The organism is Gilvimarinus sp. 1_MG-2023 (assembly GCF_030548285.1).
On record NZ_JAUOSC010000003.1, the window covers coordinates 42,452 to 59,160 of the forward strand.

The window sequence follows — 16,709 nt, forward strand, 5'->3', positions numbered from 1 at the left end:
GGCCCTGCCATTCATTAAGGGTTGTACTCTGACCGGTAATCACCGTACAAACGCATGGTGCCCCAGTGCTTTAACCAGGTGCGCTTATCGCGCTCGCCCGACCACCAGTTTTCGTGATGGAAGCCGCCCCAGTTTTCTTGTTTGGGTTTATCCAAATCACCCACGGCAAGGTTTAACCCCATTTCGGTGACTGGCATTTCAGCTGACCAGAACACCCCCGGCGCTATCTCTAGGGTTGGGTTAGGCTTAATGCGCCACTCCAGTGTGTAGCCAGATAAATCCGGTTTAATACGCACCTTCGCCTGCATGGCGCCGGATAGAATCCACGCCTGATATGTGTCCCAGGCCGATTTGAGCGAGCGCTCTTCCCCCTCCAGCAAACCGCCCTTTTGCAGTCCGCCCAAGCGTGACTTGTGGGTACTGACTACCATTTGCCAGCTGTGGCCATTACCTTTATTGAGTTCGCCGTCTTGCTCACCGGCTTTGTTTTCAGCATTAATAAGCACCTCTACCCCATCACCAAACCAGGGAAAACCTTCGCGAGTCAGCTCGTGTGCGCGCGGATTTTCATCGGGCAGCCAGCGTTCGGTGTCGATGCCATACAGAACATCATCGGTAATATCAAAAGCAAAGTAGAGGTATTCAGTATCGTGTTTAATGTAAACATGGCCCGATAAATCGGCTTTATCGTGCACTGGCGAGAACTGTGGCACCCAAGCATCGATGCCGTCAAGCTTGGTAGCATCGCGATATTCTTCAGGGCTCACCCAGCCATCAAAGTTTGGCGATTCACCACGGTATACCGACACCTGTGGCTTAGTCGTCTCAGTTGCTTGCGCCGATATCGGCGCCGCGGATGACCCACCATCACCCGAGGCCAGATACTGGAAACCGCCGTACAGTGAAACCATTACCAGCGCCAACACACCCCAGGCGATCCAAATGGGTTTGGAATTTGAGCCATTTTGCGTCGCCATTTGCTTAAAGGTTGGCAACCACTGCTCATCGGGTGAGGGCTTAGTCAACAGTGATAGAACAACGGTAAGTGCCACCGAAATTACAAATAAAATAAAAGTAGTGGTGAGAAAGTGCGGCCACGCCTCAAACAATCCAAAGGTTTTTTCGTTAACACTGAAAAAACCCACGGTTACACAAAGTACGCAAGACAGGGCAAAACCATAGGTCGCACCGATGGCAGTCACCCGGCGCCAGAACAAGCCCACCAAAAACAACGTACTTAAGGGGGGAGCCAAAAAGGCAATCAAACTTTGTAGCAGCTCGAATAAGTTGGCCGAAACGCTGCCCATAGCAACAGCCCAGAAAAAGGCCAATACACTGGCGGCCAACGTAACCATTTGCCCGACAAAGCGAATTTCTTTATTAGAGACCTCTTTACCCTTGCGAATAACAGGCTGATAAAAATCTAAGGTAAAGATCGTGCTGAACGAGTTAAGCCCGGAATCCAGAGTACTAATAAGCGCGGCAATCAGTACCGCAATCATCAGGCCACGAAAGCCAATGGGCATATATTCACTCACCATAGCAATAAAGGCTTGGTCAGAATTGGCAACACTTGGGTTCAAGCAAAAAAAGATAATACCTGGCAAAATAAAGATAAAAGGCGGTAGGATTTTCAGCGCTGCGGCTAAAAACACACCTTTTTGCGCGGTGGGTAAATCCTTGGCGGCAAACACACGCTGCACAATAGTCTGGTCCGTACACCAAAACCAAACGGCCATCACCGGAAAGCCCAACAGGAAGGAATACCAGGGCACATCGGGAGAATCCGGGTCAATCAAAGTCCAGTATGAGGCCGGGGTTTTTTCGATCAAAACACCGACACCACCCAGCTCATAGAGCCCGATCAGTGTTAACGCTGCCATACCAACAATCATCAGTATGGTCTGAAAGGCATCCGTTACAATAACGGCCGCTAAGCCACCGACCACTGTAAAACTGGTCGCGATGACTAATAAAAACAATATGGAAAGTGTCAGATCCCAACCCATAAATTGGGTAAACAGTAAACCACCGACGTATAACCCTCCCCCAAGCCACACCACGACAATGGTGCAGAGCGAGTAGATCGTCAGCAAGCGATACATGGTATCGCCAAATCGGCGTTTAATAATTTGCGGTATTGTCGGTACGTTCAACCCCAAGTAATACGGGGAGAACACCATGGCCAATAATAATAAAAAGATCCAGGCCATCCATTCGAAATTCGCCACCAGCATACCCGAACCATAGGCAGCACCAAAACTTGCGACCAGGAACGACGGGCCAATATTAGTACCCCAGATGGACATGCCGATACTGGCAAACCCCACACTTTTGTCGCCCAGAAAAAGGCTGGCGCCTTTCTTTTGTTTTGAGGCTACGAACAAACCGACTGCCATAATGGCAATCACATAGAACGCGATAACGAAGTAATCAATCGAATGGAGCACAGAGTATTTATCCTGTTATTCAATATTCAGGTAAGAACCCACACGACCGGAAAACACATACCAGTGGTGTGGGCTCATTGCTCTAAACTACCCTGTAAAGGTTAGAAAGAAGCGCGTACACCTACTACTGCAGTTCTTGGCCGTGTGACGTAATCACGGAAATTACTGCTGTCGTTGATGTAGTTGCGAGCATCTTCCTCGGTTACGTTGCTGATATCCAGCGTCAGCTGCACATTTTCCATTACATTATAAGACAGGTTAATGTCTAACTGGCCAGAGCCTTCCGCGAAAGCGGGCTGGTTAGCGCGATCGAAACCACCGCCCAAGGCCTGAAAGTAATCATCACGATAGATATAGGCCATACGCGCCGAGAAAGCTTCAATCTCATAGTAACCAATGGCGTTGAAGTTATGTTTAGACGAACCTGGGAAACCATTATCCAACAATGGGTTGTTGTCTGGATTCTCAAACTTCGAATCGACATAGGTGTAGTTTGCTTGAATACCAAAGTCGCCAAAGGGGATATTGGTGCCCAGCTCGAAACCTTTCACATCACCTTTCGCGACATTAATGGGCTGAGTGGTATCAAACAATTGATCGTAGCCATCGATAGTGACGTCGGTACGCGCTTCGCGCAATACAAAGTTAGACACATCTTTATAGAATACACTGGCAAAGACGGCACCGCCCGAGTCTAAGTAGTACTCGAAGGTGGTATCGAACGACCAAGCCGTGTAAGGCTCCAGGTCAGGATTACCAATCTCGGCGGTTGAGTTAATGGTGGAGTCGTAACCGGGATCATTCACATCTTGAATGTTAACCGAACCGTTCACTTTTAGGTCCGTGTACTCGGGCTGAGACATGGTTTTGGCCACACCCACACGCCACTGCAAACTCTCGGACACTTCCAGCATAAAGTTAGCGCTTGGCAACACTTGGAAGTCATCGCTGTCGGTTTCGGTATCAATATAGCCCAGCTCTTCAACAATCGCGTTTAATGGATTGACAATGCGCGTTGTCTGAAAGCCTTTCACATTGCGATCGGTACTGACCGTGCGAACACCGGCATTGGCGGTATAGCGACGATCACCAATTTCACCTTCTAAATCAGCCTGCACATAGAAAGCCAGAGTCTCTTCTTCAACCAAGAATGAGTTGGCTTTATCGAGTGGCAAACCGGTGCTGTCATCAATGGCAAAGAATGCATCATTAATAGTCGATGCACTGGCTCGCTCATTGAAAATTTCAGGATAAACTGCTGCTTGCGCGTCGTAATCGGTCACCAAGAACTGGTTAAAACCAATATCGTGACCAGGGAACAACTCTTCGGTTAACGAGCCATCAAATGAGGCGGCACCCAGGTCGGCATCATCCCAAAGCAGGGTAAAACGGCCGGTTTCACGCACATCAATTTCAGTGTTGGCGTGGCGCACACCGGCTTTAATGTTAAGGCCTTCGTTGACCTCCAGGTCAAAGTCCATACGGAACGCTAACTGCTCGTTATTACCGCGGCGATCACGACCAAAAAAACCAACACTCAGGTAAGAGTCAACATCGTTAACTTCTTCACCGTAGGTGAACGATGGCACATCGCCCGTACCGTCATAGCGGAAATCAGCCGGATCCAGCCCATAGGCACCCATAATACCCAGACGCAGGTCTTGCTCAAACTCAACTTTTGAGTAAGAAACATCTGCACTCACGGTAAAGGCGGTATCTTCACCGTATACAGTATTAAAGCCAATAACCGAGTTTTCCGATAAGTTATCAAACAACAGATCAAAGTTTTCTATTTTAAAGTCACCGCCGGGGTTGGTGACGCCAGAGCCATCAATCTGTTGTACAAAATTGTTTTCAATACTAATAGCATCTTCATCAAACACACCGTTGTAATCAAAGAACAAATCGACGGTGGGTCGCTGCGAGTAAACATTGTAGGTTGAGTTATAACCATCTACCCCGAATTTTAAATCGTCGGTGGCTTGCCACTCGATACCGTAAGAGAATGATTCGCGCTCTTTTTCACCGCGAATGGCGTTCATGGTAATACGGCTGTGGGAGATAACATCTTCTTCTGTGCGATCAGCAATACCGTCGCCGTTGGTATCAATTTGAATGTCTCGCTCTTGCGCGCGAGTGTAGGCTTCGTCTACTGCGTAATCGGAATCGGAAAGCACCACTGACAAATAGCCCGCCACAGTATTATCGGCATTGCGCAAACCCAGCACGCCAGAGAACTTAGGTGACCACTCTTCGGTTAAGCTATCGTTAACACCCGAAATCGAAACAACACCACCGACAACATCACTGTTCTTATAAAGGCCTTCAGCACTCAGTGGCTTTAACGTTTTCAGCTCTACCGAACCGCCAATACCGCCTTCAATGGTTTCCGCCGTGGGCATTTTACGCACCACCACACCACTGACAATTTCCGCGGGAATAACATCGAGGTTGAACTGACGAATATTGCCAATACCTTCGTCACCGTGTGACAGAGGTGTGCGGCCATTCACGCTAGTATTGACAAACAGCGGGCCCATGCCACGAATGGAGGCGCGATCACCCCCAATGCCGTTGTCATTACGTTGAATTTGCACGCCGGGGATCCGACCAATGGCTGCGCCAATATTATCATCGGTAAATTTACCCAGATCTTCAGAAGTCACAACATCCACCACGCCTGTGGCGTCGCGCTTAACATCCTGAGCGGCTTGAATACTTTGACGAATACCCATTACCACCACTTCTTCTAATGCCTCGCCGCTCGACTCTTGCGCCTGGGCATCGACAAAACCTGCACTGATGAGCATTGGAACAATGGCACAAAGGTGTTTTTTCTTAAACTTAGTCATTTTCGGACCCTTCCTACAATTATTAGAAAAATTTTAGAAGTTGTATATTTGGCTACTAGCTCAAGCTGAAAACTATATTACACTCATCACTGCATATTTCAATACTACGATATGATATTTTACATAAAGATTTTAAAATATTTATATTGACCAATAATATCACCAATGCTTAAATAGTTTCATAGCCCCCTGACGGCACCACAGCGCTGCAGTCCCCCGCTCACTGCAACGCACTATTGATGTAAACGGATCAACTATGACTGCAACCATAGAAAATATAAGAATTCATTGTTTTGATTACCCGCGCGACCGCGTTATCGGTGATTCTCAGTTCGCCTCGACCCACGTTTGGGCCGGCACTCTGGAGCTGATTGATAGTTCAGGCAATATAGGGTTGGGCTTTTTCCAATCACTGCACACGCCCCTACCCGAGGCCCGCGAAATCAAGGCACTGGTAGAACGCCTGCGCTTACCCAGCATGCTGAACCGCCCGCCAGAGGCCTTAATTCACAAAGTGTCGCGCCCGCGTGGCGGCAACATCTTCCCACTGCCCCATTCCTTAGATCAGGCCATTGATCAAGCCCTGTGGGATTTGGCCGCCAAACACGCCAACCTGCCGCTGTATCAATTTCTCGGCGGCACCAGCAATAAGGTCAAAAGCTATGGCAGCGGCGTGTGCTTTCATATGAGTGATAACGAGGTATCTGACTTTTATACCGGCGCGGTTAAGCACGGTTTCGATGCCTATAAGGTTAAGGTGGGCTTTGATACGGTGGAGCAAGATCTGGATCGTTTGGCGCTGGTGCGCGATGCGGTAGGCAGCCAGACACGACTGATGATCGATGCCAATGAGGCCTGGTCAGCGAAAGAGGCTATTCGCCGCATTCGCCGTTATGAAGAGGCGGGCTTCCCGATCTACTGGGTGGAAGACCCTATTTTGCGCCACGATATTCCCGGCTTAATCGAGGTTAAGCAAGCGCTGACCGACAGCCACTTAAATGTCGGCGAGTACTTAGACCTTAGCGGCAAACGCAACTTGGTTGATCATAACGCGGGCGACATTATCAATATTCACGGTGATATCTCGGCCGCTTTGAACATCGGCTGGCTGTGCGCAGAACACGGCGTGCCTATTTCGCTGGGCAACACGCCGATGGAGCTGGGCGCTCATATTGCCTCGGCTCTGCCCGAGGTGGTTTACACCGAGCACTCTATGCTCAACATGGACCGTATTGTCGAGCAGCCACTCGCCGTCGAACAAGGTTACATTGTGCTGACAGACAAGCCCGGCCACGGCTTTGCCCTGTCAGCCAGTGCGCAGCAGGATCTCTGTGCCTCAGCAGCCGGTTAAGCTTTTCCCCTCTGGCGAATGGGCAAATAGCCAGAGGGGCTTTCTCCCCGACGCCTAGTTTCTTCTCTAGCCATTCGGCACATAGTGAACTGGCTCTTTATGCCGGGCATTGTTTACGCTTCTATCAATTCTACGCGCAGTCAGCGGCGAGCTTACCCCGTATAAATCGTTTACCAGTGCCTGCGGGTTTTGGCGATGATCCAGCCACTGCAGCATTTGCTCGTTATTCAAACTCAGCGGCATTCGATTGTGGATGGGCTCGAATTCAGCGCTGGCCGGCTGGGTGATGATCGAGCAACTCCACACCTGCTCTTGCCAACACTCCCACACCGCCGCTAAACGCAGCACATCCTCCTCACCGGTGATGTAGTACGGCTGTTTACCGGCGGGGGTTTTCTGCCACTCGACAAACCCCGCAGCGGGCACGATACCTCGCCGATACTGGCTGGGGCCCTTGTAGGCACGACTGGTCAAGAGCGTTTCTATACGCGCATTAAACATAGCGAATTTCTGGTTGGGCGGCTCGGGGGACCAAGCGGGGTGTAGCCACCAACGCATCGGGGCCAGGTCAACGCCGCCCTCATGGGTGAATATCACCGGAACCGGCTCGGTGGGCGCCAGATTGTGGTGAGTGGGCAACTGGTAATGCTCCAAACCGACCAGCTTGAGCACGTCAGTCGCGCCCGACGTCTGATCCACAAATATTCGACCGCACATGTAAAACCTCTTGACGCTCTCTGAGTCTTTGCCACTATACTGTATATATTTACAGTATTGGACAATATGAAAATGATACCCGTTAGCGAACCTTTAAGCCACCTACCACTTAACCTATTCACCCATCGGGTGCGGGCAGGCTTCCCCAGCCCCGCGGATGATTACATTGAGCAGCCTCTGGATTTAAATGAACATTTAATACGCCACCCAGCTGCCACCTACTACGCCCGTGCCCAAGGAGACTCTATGTTACAACTGGGCATTTACGATGGCGACCTCTTGGTGGTAGACCGTTCGCTGGAGCCTAGCCACGGCGATGTGGTGATTGCGGCACTCAATGGCGAGCTAACCTGCAAGGTACTGGACAAACGCTATGGGCGCCTACTGTCCGGCAACGATGATTTCCCACCCATTGCCTGCACCGGCGATAACGAGCTGGTGATAGAGGGGGTGGTGATTGCATCCATTAGGTATCACCGTGTTTGCTCTGGTTGATTGCAACGCTTTCTACGCCAGTTGCGAGCAGGTGTTCCGCCCCGATCTGCGCGGTCACCCAGTGGTGGTGTTGAGCAATAATGACGGCTTTATAGTTGCCCGCAGCAAAGAGGCCAAAGCTCTGGGCATACCGGATTTAGAACCGGTCTGGAAGGTTGAGCATTTGCTGCGCCAGCATAAGATAACGGTATTTAGCAGCAACTATCCCCTGTACGGCGATTTATCCAGCCGGGTGGTGACTACTTTGCGCCACCATGCGGCCGAGCTGGAGGTGTACAGCATCGATGAGGTGTTTGTGCGCCCGTGGGCGGCCGATGGCGATCTAAAGGCGCTGGGGCATACCATGAAAACCGCTATTTGGCGCGATGTGCGCATTCCGGTGGGTGTGGGCATGGCCAGTAGTAAGACTCTGGCTAAATTGGCCAATCGAGCTGCTAAGAAAATACCGGCGTTAGAACACGTTTGTGTCGTGAGCAACGATTTACAGCGGCAGTGGCTGCTGCAACGGGCGGATATCGAAGATATTTGGGGGGTGGGCCGCCGCTTAGGTAAGCAGCTGCGGCGTTTGGGCATTCACAATGCGTGGGCGCTATCCAGAGTCAATGTAAAATGGCTGCGCCAACGGTTTTCGGTTTGTCTGGAGCGAACCATTGAAGAGCTCAACGGCATTAGCTGCTTGACCTTGGATGAAGTCCCGCCGGCAAAAAAACAAATTTACTGCACCCGATCTTTTGGGGCAAAAGCCACGACATTAGCACCAGTTTTACAGGCCACAGCGCTCTATGCCACCCGCGCCGCAGAAAAACTGCGCCGCCAACAGCACTTGGTCAAAACACTCCACGTGTTTTTACAAACCTCCCCGTTTGATCAGCACCACTACGCCCGCAGCTGCACACTACAATTACCTTACCCCACTGACGATACTCGCTTAATTGTCGCGGCGGCGCAGCGCGGTGCAGCGCATTTGTTTAAGGAGGGTTATCAGTTTTTAAAATCCGGCGTGGGGCTGGTGGACATTGTTGATAAAACTTACCTGCAGGCAGATATGTTCACTCCGGCCCAGCCGGCAAAAGCCAATGCCTTAATGCAGGTCATGGACAGTATTAACACCAAGTACGGCAGTAGCACCGTACACACCGCAGCGGAAGGCGTGCGTAAAAAATGGGCCATGCGCCAGAGTTACCGCTCGCCGAGCTACACCACCTGCTGGCAAGACTTACCTAAGATCAGCTGTTAATCAATCACGACTTTGTTACGGCCATTACCTTTGGCGCGATACAAAGCGATATCAGCATGATGCAGCAGGGTGTCGATACTTTCCCCGGGCAAGCCCAAGTGAGCACCAACACTAAGCGTTAAAGGGGTGCCCGTACGCACGCTTTCTTCGGCAACCATCGCTCGGATTCGCTCGGCCGCTTGCATCACGACCGCGTGCTCACAGGGGCCCATCACGACGACAAATTCATCGCCGCCCCAACGCCCTACTTGATCATAGGGCCGAATAGAGGCGCGCAACCAAAGCGCCACCCGGCGCAGAATCTCGTCGCCAAACTGATGGCCGTGCTCATCATTGATGCTTTTAAAGTGATCGACATCAATCCACAGAATGCCGAAGTTCACTTGTTCGCGCTCGGCGCGCACGATCATTTCATTTAAAATATCATCCAGACCGCGCCGGTTTTTTAAATCCGTTAATGGATCGGTGCGTGCTTGCCTATGCAGCTGCTCGGTGCGGTGTTCCACCCGCGCTTCCAACTCTTCGGTATTGCGCCGTACGCGATCAGTCATTTTCTCGAAATGATCGGCCAAACGACCAATTTCATTATCTGGCTTGGGTAAATACGGCAAGTCATAGTTGCCCTCCCGCACCCGATGCACTGCCGCTTCCAGACTTACCACGGGTTTGAGTACGCGCGAGCGAATAACCCAGTGAAATACCGTCAATGTAACTATCAGTGTTGCCAGAAATACCAACCCCAACGGCCAAAAATAACTTTTAGGTACCAGCACGCTCAAATCTAACAGGGTGATTTCAAACCAACCAATAGAGGGCAGATAAGCCACGCCCACCAGATGCTTTTTGCCATCGATCACCACAAAGCCACTTTCCACTGAACCCGGTGCATCGCCACGCTTTTTTAACAGCGCCAGCATTCCCAACATTTTTTGTTTGTCTTGAGAGTGCTCGAATAAAAGATCCACGGTTTTCTTTTGCCCTTCGGGTTTGATAATACTGGCAAAATCGATGTAGTTACGGTCACGATACAACTGAATTGCGCCGTTATAATCGGCAAACAGAGTGGTAATACCTTCTTGACCAATATCGACGATATCTTGCAAGAAAGCGTCCAGATTCAAGCCGGTGCCCACCATGGCCACCACCTCACCCGCCTCTGAGCGCACCAGCACATCAATCCACAGCTTGGTAACACCGAGCTGAGTATCTGGGTTGACGTTAAGGTGAAAATCTCGCCCCTCTTCTACCAATTGAAAAAACCAGGCGTCGTCGCCGGAGGCGGGGTCTAAAATATAGCGAAATTGATCATCGGCGTAATCATTTTGCGCATTGTTAAAGTAGTAATGACGATTTTCGGTCAGGGCAATAAAATAGCTTTTAGCGCCAAAACCGGCGCGGAAGTTCTCGAGCTCGCGAATGGCCTGGGTTTTAAGATCTGAGTTATCAGGCTCAAGAGCCCACTGTTTAAGCACAGGAGTACGAGCCAGCTGTTTAGCCAAGCCAATTTCTCGCTCCAGTGAGCTGAGCAGGCGTGCGCTGTCGTAGCGCACCTGTATTTCAGTGACCTGCCGACCCCAGCGCTCAATGATGGACTGACTAAGGGTTTGGTAGGCCCACCAAGAGGCGCCACCGGCACAAAGAATTAAAGCAGTGGCCAACCCCAAAAAGCGTGTATTTAAGCTCAAGGACGCACTCCTGTAGCATTATGTGAACTTACGTGCCATTACAGCAAAGTGCGGCCGCCCCGTCTACGCTTAATCTTGCTCGATCTAAAAAAACACACCGTATTATGGCTCTCTCAAAACCCTATCCCACCCTATGTTATAGGGGGCTGGGAAGGGCCGGTCGACCGGCAGCGTTCATAATCTCGGCATAGCGCCCTGTTTGGCGCAAGTGCTTGAGCCCTTTATCCAGAGCTTCACTCAAAACAACAGAGCGAGGCGAAGAGGCATCAAAGGCAATAAAAATATCACTGCGATAGAAACTGCGGCCTTTGATAAAGGCGGCTGGGTCTAACTCCAAGGCATCTAGGTTAAAAGCAAACACCTCATCAAACATCAAGACCAAATCGAAGCGCTGCGCCTCAAGCATCAATAACAAGCTTTTTTGTGTGGGTACGGCCTGGATCTTAAACCTATGTTTGTGTCTTTCGAAGACATCGCCGTATTCAAATCCGAGAATGACGCCAATTTTTGTACCATTGGGTATATCGGCAATTTGGGTATAAGGGTGCACATTGTCGGCACGATAAATAAAAGAAACACCGGCGTGTAACAGCGGTTCGGTACCAAAGTGGAAGCGAGCCTCGGTGTTGGCCTGTCGGGTGACATTCCAGCAGGCGTCCATCTGCCCCTGCTCTACCATGCGCAAGGCACGGGCGTAGGGAGCCGCATGGGTTAACAGCTGGTACCTTTGAGTCGCAAAGGCCTCGGCGGCGATTTGATGCGACAACCCCCGCCCTTGCGGGCCAGAAAAGGGGAGCCAGCTGTCCTCAGCGGCAATACGCACCATTCGGTTGACGCCCTGGGCCCAGCTGGGCTGGCCGCCCAGTAATGCGAGAGCCAACACCATGACTACCCAAGGGTTTAACTGCTTTGCCATAACCGTGAAATACTCGCCTCTAGACGCGTTGATGAGTATGGTCAAATACCACGCTTACCACCAGTTTATAACACGACGGGAAAGAAGCCAGTTCAGTGCGTAATTTCCAAGTCTCAGTAGGCAAACTCTGATTTCTTAGCGCGGCGGGTCAATACGTGTCGCGGTGCTGGTATTGGTGCGAAACCAGCCGGCAATAGCATATCGATCGCGTTGAGCCGGTAGCACCTGGTGGGGAAAATCTTCGCTCAAAAACACCACCAATGTGCCTCGCTGCGGGCGCACTTTCACCCCGGTTGCATCCTCTTGGTTGGCGTAGAGCACCAGCTCACCACCATCGTTATCGCCCCACTCGGGGTTTAGATAGGCCACCACGGATAACACCCGGTTGCGCTCGCCTTTAAAGGCATCCAGGTGGCGCGCGTAGTAGGCGCCGGGGGCATAGTGGGAGTAATGGCTTTCAAACGAGAACAAACCCAGCAGTAACTGGCGATTGAGGGTAAGGCGCAGCTGATCTGTCCATTGGCACCACAGGGCGCCCGGTGGAGTATCTCCGGTTATCCAGACAATTTCGTCACTGCGAATTCTCTGCTCATGGACAAAGTCACTCTGCCGCCCAATACCGGCCGCGACAAACTCGGTCTCATCGAGGTTACTCACCTGCTGTAATAATTGCCGGGTTAAGGGTTCAGGCAAGGCCTCGGGTAAAATACTGTAACCGCGTTCGCGTATATCACAGGCCACCTTGGCAAACAAAGCGGCACTTTGCTCGCTGGTTTGACCGATATCGGTGGCAAAACTGGTGTTCATGGCAGTGCCTCAGGCGGGCCACATTATCGCGGCCATTAACGGCATTGCACACTCGCAGCCGGGGTAGTGCTATTTAAAGCACTTACTCGCTACTGGCAAGCTTTATTTGCTCTCACTCGCATCAACCAGCCTGCTCAACGAGGCTGGCCAGCCGCTTTTTTAGCGCGTAGACTCAGCCCTTATCACACCAACGCCTCTGACCCAAAGGCTGCTTTTATGCTCCGTATCGCGCGATTCTTTCTCGATAACCCTCTGCGTAATTACAACTATTTCCTGTTGGACGAACACAACCGCGCCTTGATCATCGACCCCACCGATGCGGCTTTAACGCTGGAGTACCTCAAAAACCAAAACCTAACTGCCGAGGCGATTTGGATCACCCACGAAGACCTCGACCATATCGGTGGCGCCGATGAGGTGAGTGCCCAATTAAACATTCCCCTTTGGGCGCCTAAAGCCTTTTCGCATTTAATGCAAAGTGCACAGAGTTTTAACGGGAGCGACACACTGCACTTTGCCGGGCAGAGCTTTAGCATCAAACACTTGCAAGGTCATACCCCACATCACCATGTTTTTTATAGCGCGGAGCAAAACCTGCTGATATCGGGGGATATGCTGTTCAATTACGGTATCGGTAAGGTGCGCCAGGGACAACATCAGAAAATGTACGAATCGATTCAATGGTTGGCAGAGCTGCCCGGCGAAACGGTTTATCTGACCGCTCACGATTACGATCTAATCGGCTTGCGCTTTGCGCTGTCACTACAACCCCATAAAACCGAGCTGCACGATAAGCTTGCGCATTTAGAATCCCTAACCCCGGAGCAACGCCCGCTGTTAAACATTGCTGAGCAGCGCCAGCACAGCCCCTATTTTTTACTGGATAATCCCGAAATCCATCAAGCACTTAAACAAAAAGGCATGCCTTGCGACACGCCCTTTGCGGTGTTTAAGTCCATTCGGTTACTGCGCGATGAGTTTTAACCGCGCCGTCAACTTTCAACCTGATTAGCCGCGGCACAAATTTGCGCGAAATGTTCCGGGTCGAGGCTGGCGCCCCCTACCAATAAACCGTCCACATGATTAATCGCCAACAGCTCGGCGGCATTGTCTTTTTTAACACTGCCACCATAGAGAATGTTGACCTCATTAGCGGCCGAGCCCAAAATAGCGTCGAGCTCTTGGTAAATAAATTCGTGCACCTCTGCCACCACCTCAGGGCTGGCCGCTTTACCGGTACCGATAGCCCATACCGGTTCATAAGCAATACACAAAGTTTCACCGGTCAAATCCAATCCATCGAGGGTTTGGTGCAACTGACGGTAGAGAATATCGCGGGTTAACCCCAATTCGTATTGCTGCAGGTTTTCACCAATACACACAATAGGCATCACACCCGCCACCAGCGCCCGCTCGACCTTGGTGCGACAGGACTGGTTATTTTCCAAAAAAACCTGGCGGCGCTCGGAGTGGCCAATCAAACAAAAATCACACCCCACCTCTTTGAGCATTTGCGCGGAGGTTTCGCCGGTAAACGCGCCAGATTCAAATTTACTGATATTTTGGCTGCCAACCATAATGGAGGAATTGCGCAGTACATTGACCAAGCCACTGATGTACACATAAGGTGGAGCAATACCAATGCGGGCATTAAAGTTTAGATTGCGAATGGACGCAACCGACGCTGCGATCAGATCGGTACCGCCATTTAACTTCCAGTTAGCCACCACCAGCGGTGATTTCTTTGACATATTCTCTCCGGCCTCTGCCTAAACAATACTTATCACTCTATTCTAACACAGGCGATGAGGCTGCCAATATTGCCTTTCCCTGAAACAACACTTAAGCCGCACTGGCTGATTTTCTTGAATCATCGGCACACAATCTGCTAAAGTTCGCCGCTTTTACCCTCAGCACTGGTTGCCAGTCATAAAGGATAAACATCATGGCAGATAGCCCTTACCTATGGATATTTGTGGTAACCAGCTTGGCGCTCACTTGGCTGTGTCGACGCCAATTGCGCAATCCCAAATGCCACGGATTTTACCGTTTCTTTGCTTTTGAGCTGTTACTGGTTCTGGCCGTAGTCAATATTCACCCCACTGAGATGGACTTCTTCTCACCCCTTGGCACCATTGCCGGCGGGTTTACCCTAGCTTCTTTGATGGTGGCCTTTCTCGGCTATAAAGCGCTGCAAAAAGCCGGCGTAACCGACCGCCACCAGCCGGAAAACTTTCCGTTTGAAAACACCCAACAAGTGGTTACCTGGGGCATATACGCCTATATACGCCACCCAATGTACGCGTCTTTGATTCTGCTGGGGATTGGTCTGTTGCTACACGGCATAACACCGTTAACCGGAGGCTTACTGACCGGGGTTTGTGTGTTTGTGTGGCTGGCGGCGAAAACCGAAGAGCAAGAAAGCTTGGCTTTTTTTGGCCAGCCCTATGCAGAGTATCAACGCCAAAGCAAAATGCTGGTTCCGCAGGTTATTTAAAGCATCCATCTGCCTCCCCGCACACAATCAAACTTCGGCTCTTTATGCCAGCAGCGGTTTAAGCTCTGCCAGGTGTGAATCATAATGTCGCCAACGCTCGATTGAACCCTGATAGAGCGGGCGCGATGCTTGGTCGTAACTGGCGGTGGCTACCGCCCGCCCGGTGCGATAGAAATCTTCACATCGCTCATCCCACGCCAAGTTACAAAAGTTTAAAGCCGCGGCCACCACAGGCTTAAAATCTTGCACCAGTGTTTCGTATTGCAGGGTGTGTAACGCCACGACATTCGCCGTTTTCAGCGCCTGCATCCACGCCTGATAACGCTGGTAATAATCCGCCAAGCTGGCCAAATCGTAAGCGTAATCGTGGGCACCGGAAAAGTACTGAAAATAACAAGACAGACATGTATCCACAGGATTGCGCGTGACGTGTATGATTTTTGCCTCGGGAAAGACCCGACTAATCAACAGTAAATGTTTAAAGTTGTCCGGCATTTTATCAATCATCACTGAAACTTTTTGCCCAGTAGAATTGGGCAGATGTGTTTGATAAATCGCTCGCATTTGAGCGATATCAGGCGCGGTTAGTTGTGCAACACCCTCCGGATAGCCATAGCCCTGCGCCTGCATAAACTGAATAAGATGAGCTACCCCTTGAGTTTCACCGGCGCCTTCCACCTGCGGGTGGCTGGCCAAAATCTGCTCGGTTAAACTGGTGCCCGAGCGCGGCATCCCGACCACAAAAACAGGCACGACACTCAATGTGTCATGTTCACGTTTGGCCGGAAAACAATCGGCACCGTCGAGCGCCGCTTGCAGTGCAGCAAAAAACGTTTGCGTTGCATCGGCGCGATAGCCAATAGCCGCCGCCCGGTTGGCCTGTCGATACACCGCAAAAGCTCGGTCGTAATCCGCCTGCTTGTCCAGTATTTTGCCCAGAGTAAATAAACCCAAAGCTCGGTCTGCGCCTTGCAGCCTATCGCTTTGGCACAGGCGTTCTAAACACTCAATGGCGCGCTCGGCCTGAGCATTTTTTTCCCACACCTCAGTCAATACCAAGACACTTGCGGCAGACAAGCCTTCAAACTTATCTTGCCAGTGGGCGAGCAGATCCTGCGCGGCCTGCGGGTTATTGCGGCGCAGTAAAACCCGCGCCTGCCCGGCCAGTGCCGATTCGTGCTCGGGGCTTGTTGTTAACACCTGTAAGTAGTGAGTCTCGGCCCGGTTGATATCACCCAGCTCTAACCATAAATCGGCCAGTAAACTTTGCACCTCAAACAGGGTCGGCAGGCGTTGGAAAAGCGGTTGTAAAACATCAATCGCCGCTTGGTGCTTACCCTGCCCCGACAACACTTTTGCCAGGTGTACATGGCCATCAACATGTTCTGGGTTTTGAGCGGTGGCGCGGCTTAAATATTGTTCGGCCGCCACTAAATCCCCTGCCGCCGCCAAGGCCATACCTGCCAGAAAAAGGGCGTTGTGGTTATTCGGGTTGAGGGCCGCTAAACGCGCAAAACACTGAGCCGCCTGGGTGTACTGTGCCACTTGGTAACTGCACATACCCAGTAAATGTAAAGCCTCGGATTGGTCGGGCACCTGCTGGCATACTTGCAGAGCAAGTTGCCCCGCTAAGCGCCAATCACCGGATTGATAGAGCGCTTGAGCCCGTTGCAGAGTCTGCTTTAATTCAACTTCATCCACG

General features: G+C 51.2%; 13 protein-coding genes. 5 read left to right on the forward strand and 8 right to left on the reverse strand.

Translation table 11 applies throughout. From position 1 onward, the window contains the following. Positions 1-14: 14 nt before the first annotated feature. Positions 15-2,450: a sodium:solute symporter family transporter gene (locus Q4563_RS05710; RefSeq protein ID WP_303603922.1), complete on the reverse strand. Its 2,436-nt coding sequence runs from the start codon at positions 2,448-2,450 to the stop codon at positions 15-17. Between the two features lie 101 nt (positions 2,451-2,551). Continuing rightward, positions 2,552-5,302: a TonB-dependent receptor gene (locus Q4563_RS05715; RefSeq protein WP_215977834.1), complete on the reverse strand. Its 2,751-nt coding sequence runs from the start codon at positions 5,300-5,302 to the stop codon at positions 2,552-2,554. Positions 5,303-5,558: 256 nt separating this feature from the next. Here Q4563_RS05715 and Q4563_RS05720 point away from each other — a divergent pair, with 256 nt between their 5' ends. Beyond that, the gene (locus Q4563_RS05720) at positions 5,559-6,653 is read left to right on the forward strand and encodes a mandelate racemase/muconate lactonizing enzyme family protein (RefSeq protein WP_303603923.1); all 1,095 of its coding nucleotides are present in this window, start codon (positions 5,559-5,561) and stop codon (positions 6,651-6,653) included. 66 nt (positions 6,654-6,719) lie between these two features. On the opposite strand, the gene Q4563_RS05725 is transcribed toward Q4563_RS05720, so the two are convergent. Next, positions 6,720-7,370, reverse strand: coding sequence for an SOS response-associated peptidase (locus tag Q4563_RS05725; protein ID WP_215977836.1), 651 nt, complete (start codon positions 7,368-7,370; stop codon positions 6,720-6,722). 66 nt (positions 7,371-7,436) lie between these two features. Between Q4563_RS05725 and Q4563_RS05730 the strand changes: the two genes are divergently transcribed. Together Q4563_RS05730 and Q4563_RS05735 are read left to right on the forward strand one after the other, a co-directional pair. Next, the gene (locus Q4563_RS05730) at positions 7,437-7,865 is read left to right on the forward strand and encodes a LexA family protein (RefSeq protein ID WP_336623029.1); all 429 of its coding nucleotides are present in this window, start codon (positions 7,437-7,439) and stop codon (positions 7,863-7,865) included. Beyond that, a complete protein-coding gene (locus Q4563_RS05735; protein WP_303603924.1) occupies positions 7,828-9,102 on the forward strand; it encodes a Y-family DNA polymerase in 1,275 nt (424 codons plus the stop codon). Before Q4563_RS05730 ends, Q4563_RS05735 begins: the two co-directional genes overlap by 38 nt. Here the strand turns inward: Q4563_RS05735 and Q4563_RS05740 are convergent. The 3 genes from Q4563_RS05740 to Q4563_RS05750 form a co-directional block, all read right to left on the reverse strand. Further along, entirely contained in the window at positions 9,099-10,787 is a 1,689-nt protein-coding gene (locus Q4563_RS05740) for a GGDEF domain-containing protein (RefSeq protein ID WP_303603925.1), read from the reverse strand. The two genes, Q4563_RS05735 and Q4563_RS05740, sit on opposite strands and share 4 nt — an antisense overlap. 136 nt (positions 10,788-10,923) lie before the next feature. Continuing rightward, positions 10,924-11,703, reverse strand: coding sequence for a substrate-binding periplasmic protein (locus Q4563_RS05745; protein WP_303603926.1), 780 nt, complete (start codon positions 11,701-11,703; stop codon positions 10,924-10,926). Between the two features lie 135 nt (positions 11,704-11,838). Beyond that, positions 11,839-12,510 carry a 2OG-Fe(II) oxygenase gene (locus Q4563_RS05750; protein WP_303603927.1) on the reverse strand — a complete coding sequence of 224 codons (672 nt, stop codon included), beginning with the start codon at positions 12,508-12,510 and terminating at the stop codon, positions 11,839-11,841. A 216-nt stretch (positions 12,511-12,726) separates the two neighbouring features. Between Q4563_RS05750 and Q4563_RS05755 the strand changes: the two genes are divergently transcribed. Then, complete coding sequence (locus tag Q4563_RS05755; protein WP_303603928.1) at positions 12,727-13,494, forward strand: MBL fold metallo-hydrolase; 768 nt, start codon at positions 12,727-12,729, stop codon at positions 13,492-13,494. Between the two features lie 8 nt (positions 13,495-13,502). On the opposite strand, the gene tpiA is transcribed toward Q4563_RS05755, so the two are convergent. Then, complete coding sequence (gene tpiA, locus Q4563_RS05760) at positions 13,503-14,261, reverse strand: triose-phosphate isomerase (RefSeq protein ID WP_303603929.1); 759 nt, start codon at positions 14,259-14,261, stop codon at positions 13,503-13,505. Positions 14,262-14,455: 194 nt separating this feature from the next. Between tpiA and Q4563_RS05765 the strand changes: the two genes are divergently transcribed. Further along, complete coding sequence (locus Q4563_RS05765) at positions 14,456-15,007, forward strand: methyltransferase family protein (protein WP_215977842.1); 552 nt, start codon at positions 14,456-14,458, stop codon at positions 15,005-15,007. Positions 15,008-15,049: 42 nt separating this feature from the next. Here the strand turns inward: Q4563_RS05765 and Q4563_RS05770 are convergent, their stop codons facing one another. Next, the gene (locus Q4563_RS05770; RefSeq protein WP_303603930.1) at positions 15,050-16,708 is read right to left on the reverse strand and encodes a tetratricopeptide repeat-containing sulfotransferase family protein; all 1,659 of its coding nucleotides are present in this window, start codon (positions 16,706-16,708) and stop codon (positions 15,050-15,052) included. Position 16,709: the final 1 nt, after the last annotated feature.

Bases quoted from the DNA above. Each gene is read 5' to 3' on its own strand.
- Q4563_RS05750 (WP_303603927.1), bottom strand. From the start codon at position 12,510: ATGAACACCAGTTTTGCCACCGATATCGGTCAAACCAGCGAGCAAAGT.
- Q4563_RS05725 (WP_215977836.1), bottom strand. From the start codon at position 7,370: ATGTGCGGTCGAATATTTGTGGATCAGACGTCGGGCGCGACTGACGTG.
- Q4563_RS05720 (WP_303603923.1), top strand. From the start codon at position 5,559: ATGACTGCAACCATAGAAAATATAAGAATTCATTGTTTTGATTACCCG.
- Q4563_RS05730 (WP_336623029.1), top strand. From the start codon at position 7,437: ATGAAAATGATACCCGTTAGCGAACCTTTAAGCCACCTACCACTTAAC.
- Q4563_RS05745 (WP_303603926.1), bottom strand. From the start codon at position 11,703: ATGGCAAAGCAGTTAAACCCTTGGGTAGTCATGGTGTTGGCTCTCGCA.
- tpiA (WP_303603929.1), bottom strand. From the start codon at position 14,261: ATGTCAAAGAAATCACCGCTGGTGGTGGCTAACTGGAAGTTAAATGGC.
- Q4563_RS05765 (WP_215977842.1), top strand. From the start codon at position 14,456: ATGGCAGATAGCCCTTACCTATGGATATTTGTGGTAACCAGCTTGGCG.
- Q4563_RS05715 (WP_215977834.1), bottom strand. From the start codon at position 5,302: ATGACTAAGTTTAAGAAAAAACACCTTTGTGCCATTGTTCCAATGCTC.
- Q4563_RS05755 (WP_303603928.1), top strand. From the start codon at position 12,727: ATGCTCCGTATCGCGCGATTCTTTCTCGATAACCCTCTGCGTAATTAC.